The organism is Pseudomonas nitroreducens (assembly GCF_024170165.1).
GTDB classification, from domain to species: Bacteria; Pseudomonadota; Gammaproteobacteria; order Pseudomonadales; family Pseudomonadaceae; genus Pseudomonas; species Pseudomonas nitroreducens_C.
The window spans coordinates 291387-308150 of the sequence record NZ_JALJXP010000002.1 but is presented as its reverse complement, the minus strand read 5'-3'; the positions used below and the strand labels follow the sequence as shown (position 1 = coordinate 308150).

Sequence of the window (16764 nt, the reverse complement as noted above, 5' to 3'; positions counted from 1 at the left end):
TCCCTTTTCTGAACAGGCTCCCCTGAACATGATGGACATCAACGAGATTCGCGAATACCTGCCTCATCGCTACCCCTTCCTGCTGGTGGATCGGGTGGTCGAGCTGGACATCGAAGGCAAGCGCATTCGCGCCTACAAGAATGTCAGCATCAACGAGCCGTTCTTCAATGGCCATTTCCCGCAGCATCCGATCATGCCGGGCGTACTGATCATCGAGGCCATGGCCCAGGCGGCCGGCATCCTCGGTTTCAAGATGCTCGACGTGAAGCCGGCCGACGGCACCCTGTATTACTTCGTCGGCTCCGACAAGCTGCGCTTCCGCCAGCCGGTACTGCCGGGCGATCAGCTGCAGCTCCACGCCCAGTTCCTGAGCGTCAAGCGCGGCATCTGGAAGTTTGATTGCCATGCCACCGTCGATGACAAGCCGGTATGCTCGGCCGAAATCATCTGTGCGGAACGCAAACTATGAGTTTGATCGATCCTCGCGCCATCATCGACCCGCGCGCAAAGCTGGCTGACGACGTAGAAGTGGGCCCCTGGTCCATGGTCGGGCCGGATGTGGAGATCGGCGAAGGTACGGTGATCGGTCCGCACGTGGTGGTCAAAGGCCCCACGAAGATCGGTAAGCACAATCGGATTTTCCAGTTCTCCAGCGTGGGTGAAGATACCCCCGACCTGAAGTACAAGGGCGAGCCGACTCGCCTGGTGATCGGCGACCACAATGTGATCCGCGAGGGTGTGACCATCCATCGCGGTACCATTCAGGATCGTTCGGAAACCACCCTCGGCGATCACAACCTGCTCATGGCCTATGTGCACATCGGTCATGACAGTGTGATCGGCAACCATTGCATCCTCGTGAACAACACCGCGCTGGCCGGGCATGTTCATGTGGATGACTGGGCGATCCTTTCCGGCTACACCCTGGTGCATCAGTTCTGCCGTATCGGCGCCCACGCCTTCTCCGGCATGGGCACCACCATCGGCAAGGACGTCCCGGCCTATGTCACGGTCTTCGGCAACCCCGCCGAGGCTCGCAGCATGAACTTCGAGGGCCTGCGCCGTCGTGGTTTCAGCGCCGAATCGATCCAGGCGCTGCGCCGGGCCTACAAGGTGGTCTACCGCCAGGGCCTGACGGTGGACGAGGCGCTGGCCGAACTGGCCGAAGTCTCCGCGCAGTTCCCGGAAGTCGCGGTGTTCCGCGACTCCATCCAGAGCTCTACCCGCGGCATCACCCGCTGACCATGCAACCGACCGCACGCAAGCTGCGCGTCGCCCTGGTCGCGGGCGAGGCGTCCGGCGATATCCTCGGCTCCGGCCTCATGCAGGCGCTCAAGCAGCGTCACCCCGACATCGAGTTCATCGGTGTCGGCGGTCCACGCATGCAGGCCGAAGGGCTGCAGTCGCATTTTCCGATGGAACGCCTGGCCGTGATGGGCCTGGTCGAGGTGCTTGGCCGTCTGCGCGAACTGTTGCGCCGGCGCAAGGACCTGGTGCAGATGCTGACCGCCGCCAGGCCGGACGTCTTCATCGGCATCGATGCGCCGGATTTCACCCTGAACATCGAATTGAAGCTGCGCCGCGCGGGTATCCGCACGGTGCACTACGTCAGCCCCTCGGTCTGGGCCTGGCGACAGAAGCGCGTGCTGAAGATCAAGGAAGCCTGCGACCTGATGCTCGCGCTCTTCCCCTTCGAAGCGCGCTTCTACGAAGAACATGCGGTGCCGGTGCGTTTCGTCGGTCACCCGCTGGCCAACACTATTCCGCTGGAAGCCGACCGCGCCGGTCCACGCGAGCGTCTGGGGCTGCCGCAGGATGCCAGCGTCGTCGCGTTACTGCCCGGCAGCCGGGGAGGGGAGGTCGGCAAGCTCGGCGCGCTGTTCCTCGATACCGCCCAGCGCCTGCTCCAGGATCGCCCTGGCCTGCGCTTCGTGCTGCCTTGCGCGAGCCCTGAGCGCCGGGTACAGATCGAAGCAATGCTCGCGGGGCGCGACCTGCCGGTGCAATTGCTGGATGGCGCCTCCCACGAGGCCCTGGCCGCCTGCGACGCGGTGCTGATCGCCTCCGGCACCGCCACGCTGGAAGCCCTGCTGTACAAGCGGCCGATGGTCGTCGCTTACAAGGTGGCGCCCATGACCTACCGCATTCTCAAGCGGCTGGTGAAGAGTCCGTACATCTCCTTGCCGAACCTGCTGGCCGGCCGCCTGCTGGTGCCGGAACTGATCCAGGACGCGGCGACTCCCGAAGCGCTGGCCACTACCTTGATGCCGCTGCTCGATGACGGCAGCGTGCAGACCGAACCCTTCGACGCCATCCACCGCGCCCTGCGCCAGGATGCGTCCGCGCAGGCCGCCGAAGCGGTGCTCGCCCTGGTGGAGAAACGCTGATGCAGATGGGCCTGGACTTCACCCTGGTGGAAGAGCTGGTTGCCGGTGTCGATGAGGTCGGCCGCGGCCCGCTTTGCGGTCCCGTGGTCACCGCGGCGGTCATCCTCGATCCGGCTCGTCCGATCAAGGGCCTCAACGACTCGAAGAAACTCAGCGAAGCGCGCCGCGAAGCGCTGTTCGACGAGATCCGTGAGAAGGCCCTGGCCTGGTGTATCGCCCGTGCCGACGTGCATGAGATCGACCAGTTGAACATCCTCCATGCCACCATGCTCGCCATGCAGCGCGCAGTGGAGGGCCTGAGCGTCACACCGAAACTGGCGCTGATCGACGGTAACCGCTGCCCGAAACTGAAGGTGCCCTCCGCGCCGGTCGTGCAGGGCGACGCCAAGGTCCCGGCCATCGCTGCCGCGTCGATCCTGGCCAAGGTCAGCCGCGACCGCGAGATGCAGGAAATGGAAGCGCAGTACCCCGGCTACGGCATCGGCGGCCACAAGGGCTACCCGACACCTGTGCACCTGGAGGCGCTCAAGCGCCTGGGCCCGACGCCCATCCACCGCCGCTCCTTCGGGCCGGTGCGCGCGCTGCTGGAAAACCCTGCCGGCATCCTGTAACACCCTGTTATTACTCTGGAATTCCTCGCGGCCAGCGGCCCGCCGGTGACTTCAATCACCCGGCGCGACGGCTGGCCCATTGATCCCTGTAGCTTTGCGGACGGCCCCGGTACAATCCGGGGCTTGCCGTTTTTCGCGTTTGCCAAGGACCACCATGACCGCCACCTTCGTTCACCTGCGTCTGCACACCGAATTCTCCCTGGTCGACGGCCTGGTACGGGTCAAGCCGCTGATCAAGGCGGTCGGCGGAGCGGGCATGCCGGCGGTGGCGGTGACCGACCTGAGCAACATGTGCTCGCTGGTGAAGTTCTACAAGACGGCCATGGGCGGCGGCATCAAGCCGATCTGCGGCGCCGACATCTGGTTGGCCAACCGCGACGAGGACGGCCCGCTGACTCGCCTGACCCTGCTGGCGATGAACGCCAAGGGCTACCGCAACCTGACCGAGCTGATTTCCCGTGGCTGGCAGGAAGGCCAGCGCAACGGCGAGATCATCATCGAGCGGCAGTGGGTCAAGGACGCCGCCGAAGGCCTGATCGCGCTGTCCGGCTCCAAGGAAGGCGAGATCGGCATGGCGCTGCTGGAGGGTGACGACGCCCTGGCGGACTCGCTGTTGGCCGAGTGGCTGGAGACTTTCCCGGACCGTTTCTACCTGGATATCCAGCGCACCAGTCGGGTCAACGACGAGGAGCACGTGCACGCCGCCGTGGCTCTTTCCGCGCGCAGTGGCGCGCCGCTGGTGGCAACCAACGACGTGCGCTTCATCAAGGAAGCGGACTTCGAGGCCCATGAGACCCGCGTCTGCATCGGCGAAGGCCGTGCCCTGGATGACCCGCGCCGTTCGCGCAGCTATTCCGACCAGCAGTACCTGAAGAGCCCGGAAGAAATGGCCGAGCTGTTCAGCGACATTCCCGAGGCTCTGCAGAACTCCGTCGAGATCGCCAAGCGCTGCAACATCGATGTGCAGCTGGGCAAGTACTTCCTGCCCAACTTCCCGATTCCGTACGACGACATGGACATCAACGATTACCTGCGCCATGTCTCCTACGAGGGCCTGGAGGAGCGCCTGGCGGTGCTCTGGCCGAAGGACACCACGCCGAACTACGAAGAGAAGCGGCAGCTCTACGTCGATCGCCTGGAGTTCGAACTGGGCACCATTATCCAGATGGGCTTCCCCGGCTACTTCCTGATCGTGATGGACTTCATCAAGTGGGCCAAGAACAACGGCGTGCCGGTGGGCCCGGGCCGGGGCTCGGGTGCCGGTTCGCTGGTCGCCTACGTGCTGAAGATCACCGACCTCGACCCGCTGGCCTATGACCTGCTGTTCGAACGTTTCCTCAACCCCGAACGTATTTCCATGCCCGACTTCGACGTCGACTTCTGCATGGAAGGCCGTGACCGGGTGATCGACTACGTGGCCGGCGCCTACGGCCGCAACGCGGTGAGCCAGATCATCACCTTCGGCTCCATGGCGGCGAAGGCGGTGGTGCGCGACGTGGCGCGGGTGCAGGGCAAGTCCTATGGTCTGGCCGACAAGCTGTCGAAGATGATCCCCTTCGAAGTGGGCATGACCCTGGAGAAGGCCTTCGAGCAGGAAGAGATGCTCCGCGAATTCCTCAAGACCGACGAGGAAGCCCAGGAAATCTGGGACATGGCGCTGAAGCTGGAGGGCGTCACCCGCGGTACCGGCAAGCACGCCGGTGGCGTGGTGATCGCGCCGACCAAGCTGACCGACTTTGCCCCCATCGCCTGTGACGAAGAGGGCGCCGGCCTGGTGACCCAGTTCGACAAGGACGACGTGGAGGCCGCCGGTCTGGTGAAGTTCGACTTCCTCGGCCTGCGTACCCTGACCATCATCAAATGGGCGATGGAGATCATCCATCGCATCCAGAAGAAGGCCGGCGAGACCGAGCTGGTCGACATCGACCGCATCCCGCTGGACGACAAGAAGACCTACGACCTGCTGCAGAAGGCGGAAACCACTGCAGTCTTCCAGCTTGAATCGCGCGGCATGAAGGAGCTGATCAAGAAGCTCAAGCCGGACTGCCTGGAAGACCTCATCGCACTGGTGGCGCTGTTCCGTCCCGGTCCGCTGCAGTCGGGCATGGTGGACGACTTCATCAACCGCAAGCACGGTCGCGAAGAGATCTCCTACCCGCACCCGGATTACCAGTACGCCGGCCTCGAGCCCGTGCTCAAGCCCACCTACGGCATCATCCTGTACCAGGAGCAGGTGATGCAGATCGCCCAGGTGATGGCGGGGTACAGCCTCGGTGGCGCGGACATGCTGCGTCGTGCCATGGGCAAGAAGAAGCCCGAGGAAATGGCCAAGCAGCGCGGCGGTTTCATCGAGGGTTGCTCCAGCAACGGCATCGACGAAAACCTTTCGGGCAACATCTTCGACCTGGTGGAAAAGTTCGCCGGATACGGCTTCAACAAGTCGCACTCGGCCGCCTACGGCCTGGTGTCGTACCAGACCGCCTGGCTGAAGACCCACTGGAAAGCCCCGTTCATGGCCGCGGTACTCACCGCGGATATGCAGAACACCGACAAGGTGGTGACGCTCATCGAAGAGTGCCGCCACATGAAGCTGCGTATCCTGGCGCCGGACGTGAACAACTCCGAGTTCCGCTTCACCGTCGACGAGGACAACCAGATCGTCTACGGCCTGGGCGCGATCAAGGGCGTCGGCGAAGGCCCGGTGGAAGCCATCACCGAGTGCCGCAACGAAGGCGGCCCGTTCAAGACCCTGTTCGACTTCTGCGACCGTATTGACCTCAAACGCGTCAACAAGCGCACCCTGGAAGCGCTGATCCGCGCCGGCGCGCTGGACCGCCTTGGCCCGCACTTCCATGAAGAGCAGAAGGCCTACCACGCCCACGTCGATATCAACCGTGCCGTGCTGCTGGCGTCCATGGAAGAAGCCGTCAAGGCCGCCGAGCAGACTTCGCGCAGCCACGACAGCGGCCACATGGACCTGTTCGGCGGCGTGTTCGCCGAGCCCGAGGCGGATGTCTACGCCAACCACCGCAAGGTCAAGGAGCTCAATCTCAAGGAGCGCCTGAAGGGCGAGAAGGACACTCTCGGCCTGTATCTGACCGGTCACCCCATCGACGAGTACGAAGGCGAGGTGCGGCGCTTTGCCCGCCAGCGCATCGTCGAGCTGAAGCCCGCGCGTGATACCCAGACCGTCGCCGGCCTGATCGTCAACCTGCGGGTGATGAAGAACAAGCGCGGCGACAAGATGGGCTTCGTGACCCTCGACGACCGCTCCGGCCGTATCGAGGCCTCGCTGTTCGCCGAAGCCTTCGCCGCCAACCAGGCGCTGCTGCAGACCGATGCGCTGGTAGTGATTGAGGGCGAGGTCAGCCAGGACGATTTCTCCGGCGGCCTGCGCCTGCGCGCCAAGCGCGTGATGGGCCTGGAAGAAGCGCGCACCTCGCTGGCGGAAAGCCTGCGCGTGCGCGTGCATGCCGATGCGCTCAAGGGCGACCGTCTGCGCTGGCTGGCCGACCTGTGCACCCGTCATCGCGGCAGCTGCCCGGTCACCGTCGACTACAGTGGCGAGCAGGCGCGCGCCCTGTTGCAGTTCGGCGAGCAGTGGCGGATCGACCCGGCAGACAACCTGATTCAAGCGTTGCGTGACCAGTTCGGCCGCGACAACGTCTTCCTCAACTACCGCTAGTGAAGCCGGTGGCCAAAGGCCGCCCGCCCGCCAGTCTCGACCCTCGGCGCCCGATACCGTAAGGTAGGGCGCCTACGGACCAGGCCCAGCCGCCAACAGAACGACGGATAGCCCATGAACCCGAATTTTCTCGATTTCGAACAGCCCATTGCCGACCTGCACGCCAAGATCGAAGAGCTGCGCCTGGTCGGTAACGACAACGCGCTGAACATCACCGACGAAATCTCCCGTCTGCAGGAGAAGAGCAAGGCGCTGACCGAGAACATCTTCGGCAACCTGTCCAGCTGGCAGATCGCCCAGCTCGCGCGCCATCCGCGTCGCCCCTACACCCTGGATTACATCGAACACATCTTCACCGAGTTCGAAGAGCTGCACGGTGACCGTCACTTCTCCGATGACGCCGCCATCGTCGGTGGCGTTGCCCGTCTGGAAGACCAGCCGGTGATGATCATCGGCCACCAGAAGGGTCGTGAAGTACGCGAGAAGGTGCGCCGCAACTTCGGCATGCCGCGTCCGGAAGGCTACCGCAAGGCCTGCCGCCTGATGGAAATGGCCGAACGCTTCAAGATGCCGATCCTGACCTTCATCGACACCCCCGGCGCCTACCCGGGCATCGACGCCGAAGAGCGCGGCCAGAGCGAGGCGATCGCCTGGAATCTGCGCGTCATGGCGCGTCTGAAGACCCCGATCATCGCCACCGTGATCGGCGAAGGCGGCTCCGGCGGCGCACTGGCCATCGGCGTGTGCGACCAGTTGAACATGCTGCAGTACTCCACCTACGCGGTGATCTCGCCCGAAGGTTGCGCCTCGATCCTCTGGCGCACCGCCGAGAAGGCGCCGGAAGCGGCCGAAGCCATGGGCATTACCGCCAACCGCCTGAAGGATCTGGGTATCGTCGACAACGTTATCCCCGAACCGCTGGGCAGCGCCCACCGCGACCCGGCCGCGATGGCCGAGACCATCCGCAAGTCCCTGCTCGGCCAGCTCGACACGCTGAACCAGCTGAGCAGCGAAGAGCTCCTGGCGCGCCGTTACGAGCGCCTGATGAGCTACGGCGTCGCCTGATCGACGCCTTCGGCGCAGCGCGGGTGACGAGGTATCCTTGCCTCGTCCCCGACCCTGCCGACCTGCGCCATGTCTGCTGATTTCCAATCCCGACTGCTGACTTTTCTCGCACCCTGGCGCAACGCGCCGGCGTGGCGAGTCGCCTTGTCCGGCGGGCTGGATTCCACCGTTCTCCTGCATCTCCTGGCGCAACTCGCCTCGCGGGAGGCGTTGCCGCCGATTTCCGCCATTCACGTGCACCACGGGCTCCAGGCTGTCGCTGATGCCTGGCCGGAACGTTGCCAGCGATTCTGCGACTCCCTTGGTGTGCCTCTGCTGGTGGCGCGCGTGCAGGTCGATGGCGGCGCCAGCCTGGAACGTGCGGCGCGCGAGGCGCGGTATGCCGCTTTCGTCGCGGCGCTGGAGCAGGGTGATTGCCTGCTGACCGGCCAGCACCGTGACGATCAGGCGGAAACCGTGCTGTTCCGGCTGTTTCGCGGTGCCGGGGTGCGAGGCCTGTCCGCCATGGCTGCCAGCCGTCCGCTGGGCGCTGGAGTGCTGTTGCGTCCGCTGCTGGGGATTCATCGCAAGGAACTCGAACGGTACGCCCGCGGCCATGGCCTGAGCTGGGTGGAGGATCCATCCAACGCCAGCGAGGATTACGATCGCAACTACCTGCGCAACCGGGTCCTGCCGGGCATCGTCCAGCGCTGGCCCTCGGCCATCGAAACCATCGCCCGCAGCGCCGAGCATCTGGCGGAAGCCGACGGACTGCTGGGCGAGCTGGCGCAGAACGACCTGATTTCCGCCGGTGCCCGCAACGAATACATCGGTATGCGATTGCCCTCGCTGGCCATCGCCGCGCTGGTGGAGCTGAGCGAGCCTCGCCAGCGTAATGCGCTGCGGCACTGGCTTGCTCCTCTGGCAAGATTGCCCGACAGCGCCCATTGGGCCGGTTGGCGAGACCTGCGCGATGCCCGCGAGGATGCCGAGCCGATCTGGCGCCTCGCCGATGGCGAACTGCGCCGTGCTCATGGACGGCTCTGGTGGCTGGCCAATCCCTGGCTCGGTTTCGCACCGGCGAATCAGGCCTGGCGTGATCCGTCGCAACCGCTTTTGCTGCCGGACAACGGCTCGCTGCGTTTCGAGGGCGAGCCCCCGAAAGGGGACCTGGAAGTGCGCTATCGGCAGGGCGGAGAGGTGATGGCCCTGCCAGGGCGCGGCTCCCGCGACCTCAAGCGACTGCTCAACGAGGCGGCCATTCCGGCCTTCCTGCGTGGCCGCCTGCCACTGCTCTGGCGAGCCGACGAACTGCTCGGCGTGGCCCTGCTGCCGGACCTGCGGGTGGAGGAGGGGCAGGGCTGGACCCTGCGCTGGGCACCTCCGACGAATGACTCGGGTTTGAGCTGATAGCGGCTTTCCGGTAGACTACGCTCCCGTCTTGTACAGCTCCTGTTGATTCGCCTGCGAATCAGTGGGAGTTCGCTATTTTCACGACGAAGTCGTGAGCCGGGTCTTGTACCCGACACCTTCGCTTCCCCGGCGGCCGAGCCGCCTAAACGCTGACATTCAGGGCTTTTCATGACGCGCTACATCTTCGTCACGGGTGGTGTTGTTTCTTCATTGGGGAAAGGCATCGCCTCGGCTTCCTTGGCTGCCATTCTGGAAGCGCGTGGCCTGAAGATCACGATGCTCAAGCTGGACCCCTACATCAACGTCGATCCGGGCACCATGAGCCCGTTTCAGCACGGTGAGGTGTTCGTCACCCACGACGGCGCTGAGACCGACCTCGATCTGGGCCACTACGAGCGTTTCGTTCGTACCACGATGACCCAGAACAACAACTTCACCACCGGCCGCGTCTACATGGACGTGCTCCGCAAGGAGCGCCGTGGTGACTATCTGGGCGCCACCGTGCAGGTCATCCCGCACATCACCGACGAGATCAAGCGTCGCATCATCAAGGGCGCCGGCGATGCCGACGTGGCCCTGGTTGAGGTCGGCGGCACCGTCGGTGACATCGAGTCGCAACCTTTCCTTGAGGCTATCCGCCAGCTGCGCGTGGAGATCGGTTCGCGCCGCGCCATGCTGATGCACCTGACGCTGGTCCCGTACATCGCCACCGCCGGCGAGACCAAGACCAAGCCGACCCAGCACTCGGTCAAGGAACTGCGCTCCATCGGCCTGCAGCCGGACATCCTGATCTGCCGCTCCGACCATCCGGTGGACGTGTCCTCCCGCCGCAAGATCGCCCTCTTCACCAACGTGGAAGAGCGCGCGGTCATCTCGCTGGAAGACGTCGACACCATCTACCGCATTCCGTCCGTACTGCACGCCCAGGGCGTCGACGACCTGGTCGTCGAGCGCTTCGGCCTGGAGTGCGGCCCGGCCGACCTGTCCGAGTGGGACCGCGTGGTCGACGCCAAGCTCAACCCCGAGCGTGAAGTCACCATCGCCATGGTCGGCAAGTACATGGAACTGCTGGACGCCTACAAGTCGCTGATCGAAGCCATGACCCACGCCGGCATCCAGAGTCGCACCAAGGTCAACCTGCGCTACATCGACTCGGAAGACATCGAGCAGCAGGGCACCAGCCTGCTCGAAGGCGCCGACGCCATCCTGGTTCCGGGCGGCTTTGGCCTGCGTGGCGTGGAAGGCAAGATCACCGCCGTCCAGTACGCTCGCGAAAACAAGGTTCCGTACCTGGGCATCTGCCTGGGCATGCAGGTGGCTGTCATCGAATACGCCCGCAACGTGCTGGGCTGGACCGATGCCAACTCCACCGAGTTCGACAAGTCCAGCGGCCACCCGGTCGTCGGCCTGATCACCGAATGGCAGGACGCTACCGGCGCCACCGAAGTGCGCACCGAAGCTTCCGACCTGGGCGGCACCATGCGCCTGGGTGCCCAGGAATGCCTGCTGTCCGCCGGCACCCTGGTGCACGACTGCTACGGCAAGGAAGTGATCGTCGAGCGTCACCGTCACCGCTACGAAGTGAACAACAACCTGCGTCCGCAACTGGAAGCCGCCGGCCTGAAGATTTCCGGTCGCTCCGGCGACGGCGCGCTGGTGGAAGTGGTGGAAGCACCGGACCATCCGTGGTTCGTGGCCTGCCAGTTCCACCCGGAATTCACTTCCACCCCGCGTGATGGCCACCCGCTGTTCAGCGGCTTCGTCAACGCTGCCCTGAAGCAAGCCGGGAAAGCCTGAACATGACCCAGAAGATCATCCGCGTCGGTGATATCCAGATCGGCAACGACCTGCCGTTCGTGCTGTTCGGTGGCATGAACGTGCTGGAGTCGCGCGATCTGGCGATGCAGGTCTGCGAAGAGTACGTGAAGGTGACCGAGAAGCTCGGTATCCCCTACGTGTTCAAGGCCAGCTTCGACAAGGCCAACCGTTCCTCGATCACCTCATTCCGTGGTCCGGGCATGGAAGAAGGGCTGAAGATCTTCGAAGAGATCAAGAAGACCTTCAACGTGCCGGTCATCACTGACGTGCACGAGCCCCATCAGGCTGCCCCGGTGGCCGAGGTCTGCGACATCATCCAGCTGCCGGCCTTCCTGTCCCGGCAGACCGACCTGGTCGTGGCCATGGCCGAAACCCGCGCGGTGATCAACATCAAGAAAGCCCAGTTCCTCGCGCCGCAGGAGATGAAACACATCCTGCGCAAGTGCGAGGAGGCGGGTAACGACCAGCTGATCCTCTGCGAGCGTGGCTCCTCCTTCGGGTATAACAACCTGGTGGTGGACATGCTCGGCTTCGGGATCATGAAGCAGTTCGGGTATCCGGTGTTCTTCGACGTGACCCACGCCCTGCAGATGCCGGGCGGTCGCGCCGATTCCGCCGGCGGCCGCCGCGCCCAGGTCACCGACCTGGCCAAGGCCGGCATGAGCCAGGGCCTCGCCGGCCTGTTCCTGGAGGCCCATCCGGACCCCGAGAACGCCAAATGCGACGGTCCGTGCGCCCTGCGCCTGAACAAGCTCGAGCCTTTCCTGTCCCAGCTCAAGCAGCTGGACGACCTGGTCAAGAGTTTCCCCATTATCGAGACTGCCTGAGAATCCGCTCGAAGCTCCCCGGCATTACGTCCGGCGGGGCATCGGGCAGGTTCTGATGTCTCACCAGCCGCCCCGTTTATCTCTATCTTCGGAGTGTTATCAAGAATGGCAAAGATCGTCGACATCAAGGGCCGTGAGGTCCTGGACTCCCGCGGCAACCCGACCGTTGAAGCGGACGTGATCCTGGACAACGGCATCGTCGGCAGCGCTTGCGCCCCGTCCGGTGCATCCACCGGTTCCCGCGAGGCTCTCGAACTGCGCGATGGCGACAAGAGCCGTTACCTGGGCAAGGGCGTGCTGAAAGCCGTGGCCAACATCAATGGCCCGATCCGCGACCTGCTGCTGGGCAAGGACGCGACTGACCAGAAAGGTCTGGATCACGCGATGATCGACCTCGACGGCACCGAGAACAAAGGCAAGCTGGGCGCCAACGCCATCCTCGCCGTGTCCCTGGCTGCCGCCAAGGCCGCTGCTCAGGCCAAGGGCGTGCCGCTGTACGCGCACATCGCCGACCTGAACGGCACCCCGGGCCAGTACTCCATGCCGGTGCCGATGATGAACATCATCAACGGTGGCGAGCACGCCGATAACAATGTCGACATCCAGGAGTTCATGGTTCAGCCGGTTGGCGCCAAGAACTTCGCCGACGCCCTGCGCATGGGTGCCGAGATCTTCCACCACCTCAAAGCCGTGCTGAAGGCCCGTGGCCTGAACACTGCCGTGGGTGACGAGGGTGGCTTCGCGCCGAACCTGGCTTCCAACGAAGACGCCTTGGCCGCCATCGCCGAAGCCGTCGCCAACGCCGGCTACAAGCTGGGCGACGACGTCACCCTGGCCCTGGACTGCGCCTCTTCCGAGTTCTTCAAGGACGGCCAGTACGACCTGGAAGGTGAAGGCAAGGTGTTCAGCGCCGAAGGTTTTGCCGACTACCTGGCGGGCCTGACCCAGCGCTACCCGATCATCTCCATCGAAGACGGCATGGACGAGTCCGACTGGGCTGGCTGGAAAGTCCTGACCGACAAGATCGGCGAGAAGGTGCAGCTGGTCGGTGACGACCTGTTCGTGACCAACACCAAGATCCTCAAGCGCGGCATCGACGAGCAGATCGGCAACTCGATCCTGATCAAGTTCAACCAGATCGGCTCGCTGACCGAGACCCTGGAAGCCATCCAGATGGCCAAGGCTGCCGGCTTCACTGCCGTCATCTCGCACCGTTCGGGCGAAACCGAGGACAGCACCATCGCTGACCTGGCCGTCGGCACTGCCGCTGGTCAGATCAAGACCGGTTCCCTCTGCCGCTCCGACCGCGTTTCCAAGTACAACCAGCTGCTGCGCATCGAAGAGCAGCTGGGCGCCAAGGCGCCGTACCGTGGTCGCGCGGAATTCCGCGGCTGATCCTGATCCTGATACTAGTCTGGTACGGTGAAGGGGTGGCACGAGCCACCCCTTTGCGTACATGGAGCTGATGGTTTGAGGTTACGTAGCCCTTACTGGCTGTTCGTCGTGCTGATCCTGGCGCTGGCCGGCCTGCAGTATCGCCTGTGGGTTGGCGATGGCAGCCTGGCGCAGGTACGCGACCTGCAGAAGCAGATCGCCGACCAGCAGGGCGAAAACGAGCGCCTGCTCGAGCGTAACCGCATCCTCGAGGCGGAAGTCGCCGAGCTCAAGAAAGGCACCGAGACCGTCGAGGAGCGTGCGCGCCACGAACTCGGCATGGTCAAGGACAAGGAAACCCTCTACCAGCTCGCGCAATGACCACACCCGCCTTCTGGGCCGTGATCCCGGCCGCCGGCATCGGTTCGCGGATGCGCGCCGACCGCCCCAAGCAATACCTCGACCTTGCCGGTCGCAGCATTCTCGAACGCACCCTCGACTGCTTCCTCGGCCATCCCCGCCTGAAGGGGCTGGTGGTGTGCCTGGCCGCCGACGATCCCTGGTGGCCGACCCTGCCGAGCGCTTCCAACGAGCTGATCCAGCGTGCCGACGGTGGCCGCGATCGCGCCGATTCGGTGCTCAATGGCCTGCTGCGCCTGACCGAGCTGGGCGCCGGCAGCGATGACTGGGTGCTGGTGCACGACGCCGCCCGGCCAAACCTCGCGCGTGCCGATCTGGACCGTCTGCTGGGCGAGTTGGAGTTCGATACCGTGGGTGGACTGCTGGGCGTACCCGCGCGCGATACGCTGAAGCGCGTCGACGCTGACGGCCGCGTAGTCGAAACCATCGACCGCAGTGTGGTCTGGCAGGCCTACACTCCGCAGATGTTCCGCCTCGGCGCGCTGCATCGCGCACTCGCCGATGCGCTGGTGGCCGACGCGGCCATCACCGACGAGGCTTCTGCCATGGAGTGGGCGGGTTACAAACCGCGCATGGTGGAAGGGCGGGTGGACAACATCAAGGTCACCACCCCGGAAGACCTGCAGCGCCTGCAGCGCAACTTCGCCAAGCACTGAATCCTTCGCAGCCAGATCGGAGCACCCCGTAGGAGTGCGCCATGCGCACGATCGCGGGCATGGCCCGTTCCTACAGGTTGACCGCTGGGTATCAACCCAGCAGAGGCACTTCGATCAGGAAGCGGAACAGCGCCCCGTGCTGCTCCACCGCCAGGCAATGGTAGCCATGGCGTTGGGTGTCCTCCGGAATGCCATGTACCGACTGCGAACAGTCGGTGATCACCTCCAGCAGATCGCCCGGCTTCAGCGTCTCCAGGGTTTCCAGGGTGGCGATGGCGTTGTACGGGCAGTGTTCGCCACGCAGATCAAGCGAGAGCGTCGGCGTCTTGGTGTCGGGCATCGGACGGTTTCCGTTTACGGGTGAAGCGTTGTGCGTTGAGTTGTACCAGCAGCATGCACAGGGCGAGGCCGGCGAAGGTGATCAGCAGGCCGCCACCAGGGCCGAATTCCTGCAGCAGGTTGAGCTTGGGGTAGGGCAGGGCAAGGCTGGTGCCGAGCTGGTCCCAGTACACCGCGACCAGCGTGCCGCCGATCACGTTGCCGACGCCGACCACCCAGAAATGCACCTGGCCTTCCATCGAGCGATACATCCAGCCGGTCTCGCAGCCGCCGGCCAGCACGATGCCGATGCCGAACAGTACGCCGCCGATCACGGCGTTCGGGCCCATCCAGAAGATCTTCGGCGGCAGGCCGTTGTGGATCGCCGCGAAGGTGCCGACGCAGGCGGCCGCCATGCCGAGCAGGATGCCCAGTGCGGCCTGGGTCCTCCCGGTGGTCCAGAGGTCGCGGGCGGCGCTGGTGAAACAGATCTGCGCACGTTCGATCAGGCCGCCGAACAACAGGCCGAACAGGCAGGCCATGCCCAGCACCAGCGAGACTTCGAAGCGCCAGGCGGCGAACAGCGCAGCGATTGCCAGCACGCCCATGCCCAGGCGCCATTGCAGCCTGGCGCGGCGGGCGAGGGCTTCGGCGCTGGGCAGGGCCGCGGCCTTGCCGCCGACCTTCAGCGGAATGCGCAGGAAGGGCAGCAGGCTGATCTTCACGCCGAACCAGGCGCCGATCACGGTGGAGAACATGAAGGCCCAGGCGTGCACGGAGAACATCGGGATGCCGGTGAAGAAGGCAGCCAGGTTGCAGCCCATTGCCAGGCGCGCGCCAAAGCCGGCGATCACGCCGCCGATCAGGCCCTGCAGCAGGCGGCGCTTGCTGGTCGGCCAGCGCAGACTGACGTTGCCGGCCCACAGCGCGCAGACCAGTGCACCGAGGAACATGCCGATGATCATCACGCCATCCACACGATCCAGCGGCGTGCCCTGCAGGCCGATGATCTTGAAGTAGCTCCATTCCTGCGGTTGCAGGCCGAACCAGGACAGCACGTGGCCACCCCAGCGGGTGAATTCGCCGGTGACCGCCCAGAAAGTGCCGGTCATGGCGAAGTAGTAGGCCGAAATGACGCCCAGGGCGACCAGGGTCGGCAGGGGCGACCAGAAGCGCAGCAGATAGCGCTCGCGGAAAGAAGAAAGGGCTGACATCTCGTCGTCCTTGATCCGAAGGGTGGGAAACCGCCCATTCTAGCCGCGCAGGGCCGGGCCTGCCTGCTCTAAGACAAGGGAGAGGGCTGCAGATGCTGCAGACCTTCCTTCAGATGATCCACCAGTTGCCGCACCTTGGGCGACAGGTGCCGCTGCTGTGGATAAAGTGCCCAGACCCCGGTATTGGGCGGCTGGTGCGCGTCCAGCAGGGACACCAGGCGGCCGCTGCGCAGATGCTCGAGCACGTAGTAGTCCGGCAGCTGGCACAGGCCGAAGCCACGCAGCGCCGCATCGAGCACCGCCTGGCCGCTGTTGCAGCGCCAGTTGCCCTGCACCCGGTGCTGGGTCTCGCGACTGTCCTCGAGGAAGCTCCACTGGTCGCTGCTGCCTACCAGACAGTTGTGCTGCCCCAGTTCCGCGACGCTCCGTGGCGTGCCATGACGGGCCAGATAGTCCGGCGTAGCGCAGAGGTACATCACCCGTGGTGCCAGGCGCGTCGCCACCAGCCGCGAGTCGCTCAGGCGGCCAAGGCGAATCGCCAGGTCAAAGCCCTCGTGGAGCAGGTCGAGCTGGCGGTTCGACAGCTCGATCTCCACCCGCAGTTGCGGAAACTGCGCCATGAACTCGTTCACCAGCGGCACCACGAAGCGCTCGCCGTAAGCCACTGCGCAGGTCATGCGCAGCAGGCCCTTGGGTTCGGCAGACAGGTCGCTGACCGCGCGCAGTGCTTCCTCGCGGGCATCCTGCAGGCGCCGGCAATGCTGCAGGAAGGTCTGCCCGGCCTCGCTCAGTGTCACCTTGCGCGTGCTGCGGTAGAGCAGGCGCGTCTGCAGGCGCTCCTCCAGCCGCGCAACCTGGCGGCTGACGTGCGACGAAGAAACCCCGAGACGTTCGGCGGCGGCGGTGAATTGGCCGGTTTCGGCGACGGCGACGAATTCGTCCAGTCCTTCCCAGCGGTGCATCTGGATTGTCCCTGTATGGCAATAATGTTTTGATT

Annotated in this window: 15 protein-coding genes; 12 read left to right on the top strand and 3 right to left on the bottom strand. The window is 64.7% G+C overall.

The window, feature by feature from the left end; genetic code table 11:
- Positions 1 to 28: 28 nt before the first annotated feature.
- From fabZ to ispD, 12 genes are all read left to right on the top strand, one after another.
- Positions 29 to 469 carry a 3-hydroxyacyl-ACP dehydratase FabZ gene (fabZ, locus tag J2T47_RS05705; protein ID WP_253443288.1) on the top strand — a complete coding sequence of 147 codons (441 nt, stop codon included), beginning with the start codon at positions 29 to 31 and terminating at the stop codon, positions 467 to 469.
- On the top strand, positions 466 to 1242 hold the full coding sequence (lpxA, locus tag J2T47_RS05700) for an acyl-ACP--UDP-N-acetylglucosamine O-acyltransferase (protein ID WP_253443286.1): 777 nt from the start codon (positions 466 to 468) through the stop codon (positions 1240 to 1242). Before fabZ ends, lpxA begins: the two co-directional genes overlap by 4 nt.
- Before the next feature lie 2 nt (positions 1243 to 1244).
- Positions 1245 to 2387, top strand: a complete 1143-nt coding sequence (lpxB, locus tag J2T47_RS05695; protein ID WP_253443284.1) for a lipid-A-disaccharide synthase — start codon at positions 1245 to 1247, stop codon at positions 2385 to 2387.
- Positions 2387 to 2998: a ribonuclease HII gene (gene rnhB, locus J2T47_RS05690; RefSeq protein WP_081517898.1), complete on the top strand. Its 612-nt coding sequence runs from the start codon at positions 2387 to 2389 to the stop codon at positions 2996 to 2998. The genes lpxB and rnhB overlap by 1 nt, the downstream gene beginning before the upstream one ends.
- Positions 2999 to 3152: 154 nt before the next feature.
- A complete protein-coding gene (gene dnaE / locus J2T47_RS05685) occupies positions 3153 to 6683 on the top strand; it encodes a DNA polymerase III subunit alpha (RefSeq protein ID WP_253443282.1) in 3531 nt (1176 codons plus the stop codon).
- Between the two features lie 114 nt (positions 6684 to 6797).
- A complete protein-coding gene (gene accA, locus J2T47_RS05680) occupies positions 6798 to 7748 on the top strand; it encodes an acetyl-CoA carboxylase carboxyl transferase subunit alpha (RefSeq protein WP_045210016.1) in 951 nt (316 codons plus the stop codon).
- Positions 7749 to 7817: 69 nt separating this feature from the next.
- On the top strand, positions 7818 to 9137 hold the full coding sequence (tilS, locus tag J2T47_RS05675; protein ID WP_253443280.1) for a tRNA lysidine(34) synthetase TilS: 1320 nt from the start codon (positions 7818 to 7820) through the stop codon (positions 9135 to 9137).
- A gap of 171 nt (positions 9138 to 9308) precedes the next feature.
- On the top strand, positions 9309 to 10937 hold the full coding sequence (locus tag J2T47_RS05670) for a CTP synthase (protein ID WP_024766069.1): 1629 nt from the start codon (positions 9309 to 9311) through the stop codon (positions 10935 to 10937).
- A 2-nt stretch (positions 10938 to 10939) separates the two neighbouring features.
- Complete coding sequence (kdsA, locus tag J2T47_RS05665) at positions 10940 to 11785, top strand: 3-deoxy-8-phosphooctulonate synthase (RefSeq protein ID WP_253443278.1); 846 nt, start codon at positions 10940 to 10942, stop codon at positions 11783 to 11785.
- Between the two features lie 105 nt (positions 11786 to 11890).
- Positions 11891 to 13180 (top strand): phosphopyruvate hydratase, encoded by a 1290-nt coding sequence (gene eno / locus J2T47_RS05660; RefSeq protein ID WP_192381943.1) that lies wholly within the window; start codon positions 11891 to 11893, stop codon positions 13178 to 13180.
- A gap of 75 nt (positions 13181 to 13255) precedes the next feature.
- Positions 13256 to 13540, top strand: a complete 285-nt coding sequence (ftsB, locus tag J2T47_RS05655) for a cell division protein FtsB (protein WP_017521200.1) — start codon at positions 13256 to 13258, stop codon at positions 13538 to 13540.
- Positions 13537 to 14235: a 2-C-methyl-D-erythritol 4-phosphate cytidylyltransferase gene (gene ispD, locus J2T47_RS05650; RefSeq protein ID WP_253443263.1), complete on the top strand. Its 699-nt coding sequence runs from the start codon at positions 13537 to 13539 to the stop codon at positions 14233 to 14235. The genes ftsB and ispD overlap by 4 nt, the downstream gene beginning before the upstream one ends.
- 91 nt (positions 14236 to 14326) lie before the next feature.
- Here ispD and yedF read toward each other — a convergent pair whose 3' ends face one another.
- The 3 genes from yedF to J2T47_RS05635 all read right to left on the bottom strand — a co-directional run bounded on the left by yedF (position 14327) and on the right by J2T47_RS05635 (position 16729).
- Positions 14327 to 14575 carry a sulfurtransferase-like selenium metabolism protein YedF gene (gene yedF / locus J2T47_RS05645; protein WP_015476281.1) on the bottom strand — a complete coding sequence of 83 codons (249 nt, stop codon included), beginning with the start codon at positions 14573 to 14575 and terminating at the stop codon, positions 14327 to 14329.
- On the bottom strand, positions 14541 to 15767 hold the full coding sequence (yedE, locus tag J2T47_RS05640; RefSeq protein WP_253443251.1) for a selenium metabolism membrane protein YedE/FdhT: 1227 nt from the start codon (positions 15765 to 15767) through the stop codon (positions 14541 to 14543). Before yedE ends, yedF begins: the two co-directional genes overlap by 35 nt.
- Positions 15768 to 15835: 68 nt before the next feature.
- Positions 15836 to 16729 carry a LysR substrate-binding domain-containing protein gene (locus J2T47_RS05635; protein WP_253443249.1) on the bottom strand — a complete coding sequence of 298 codons (894 nt, stop codon included), beginning with the start codon at positions 16727 to 16729 and terminating at the stop codon, positions 15836 to 15838.
- Positions 16730 to 16764: the final 35 nt, after the last annotated feature.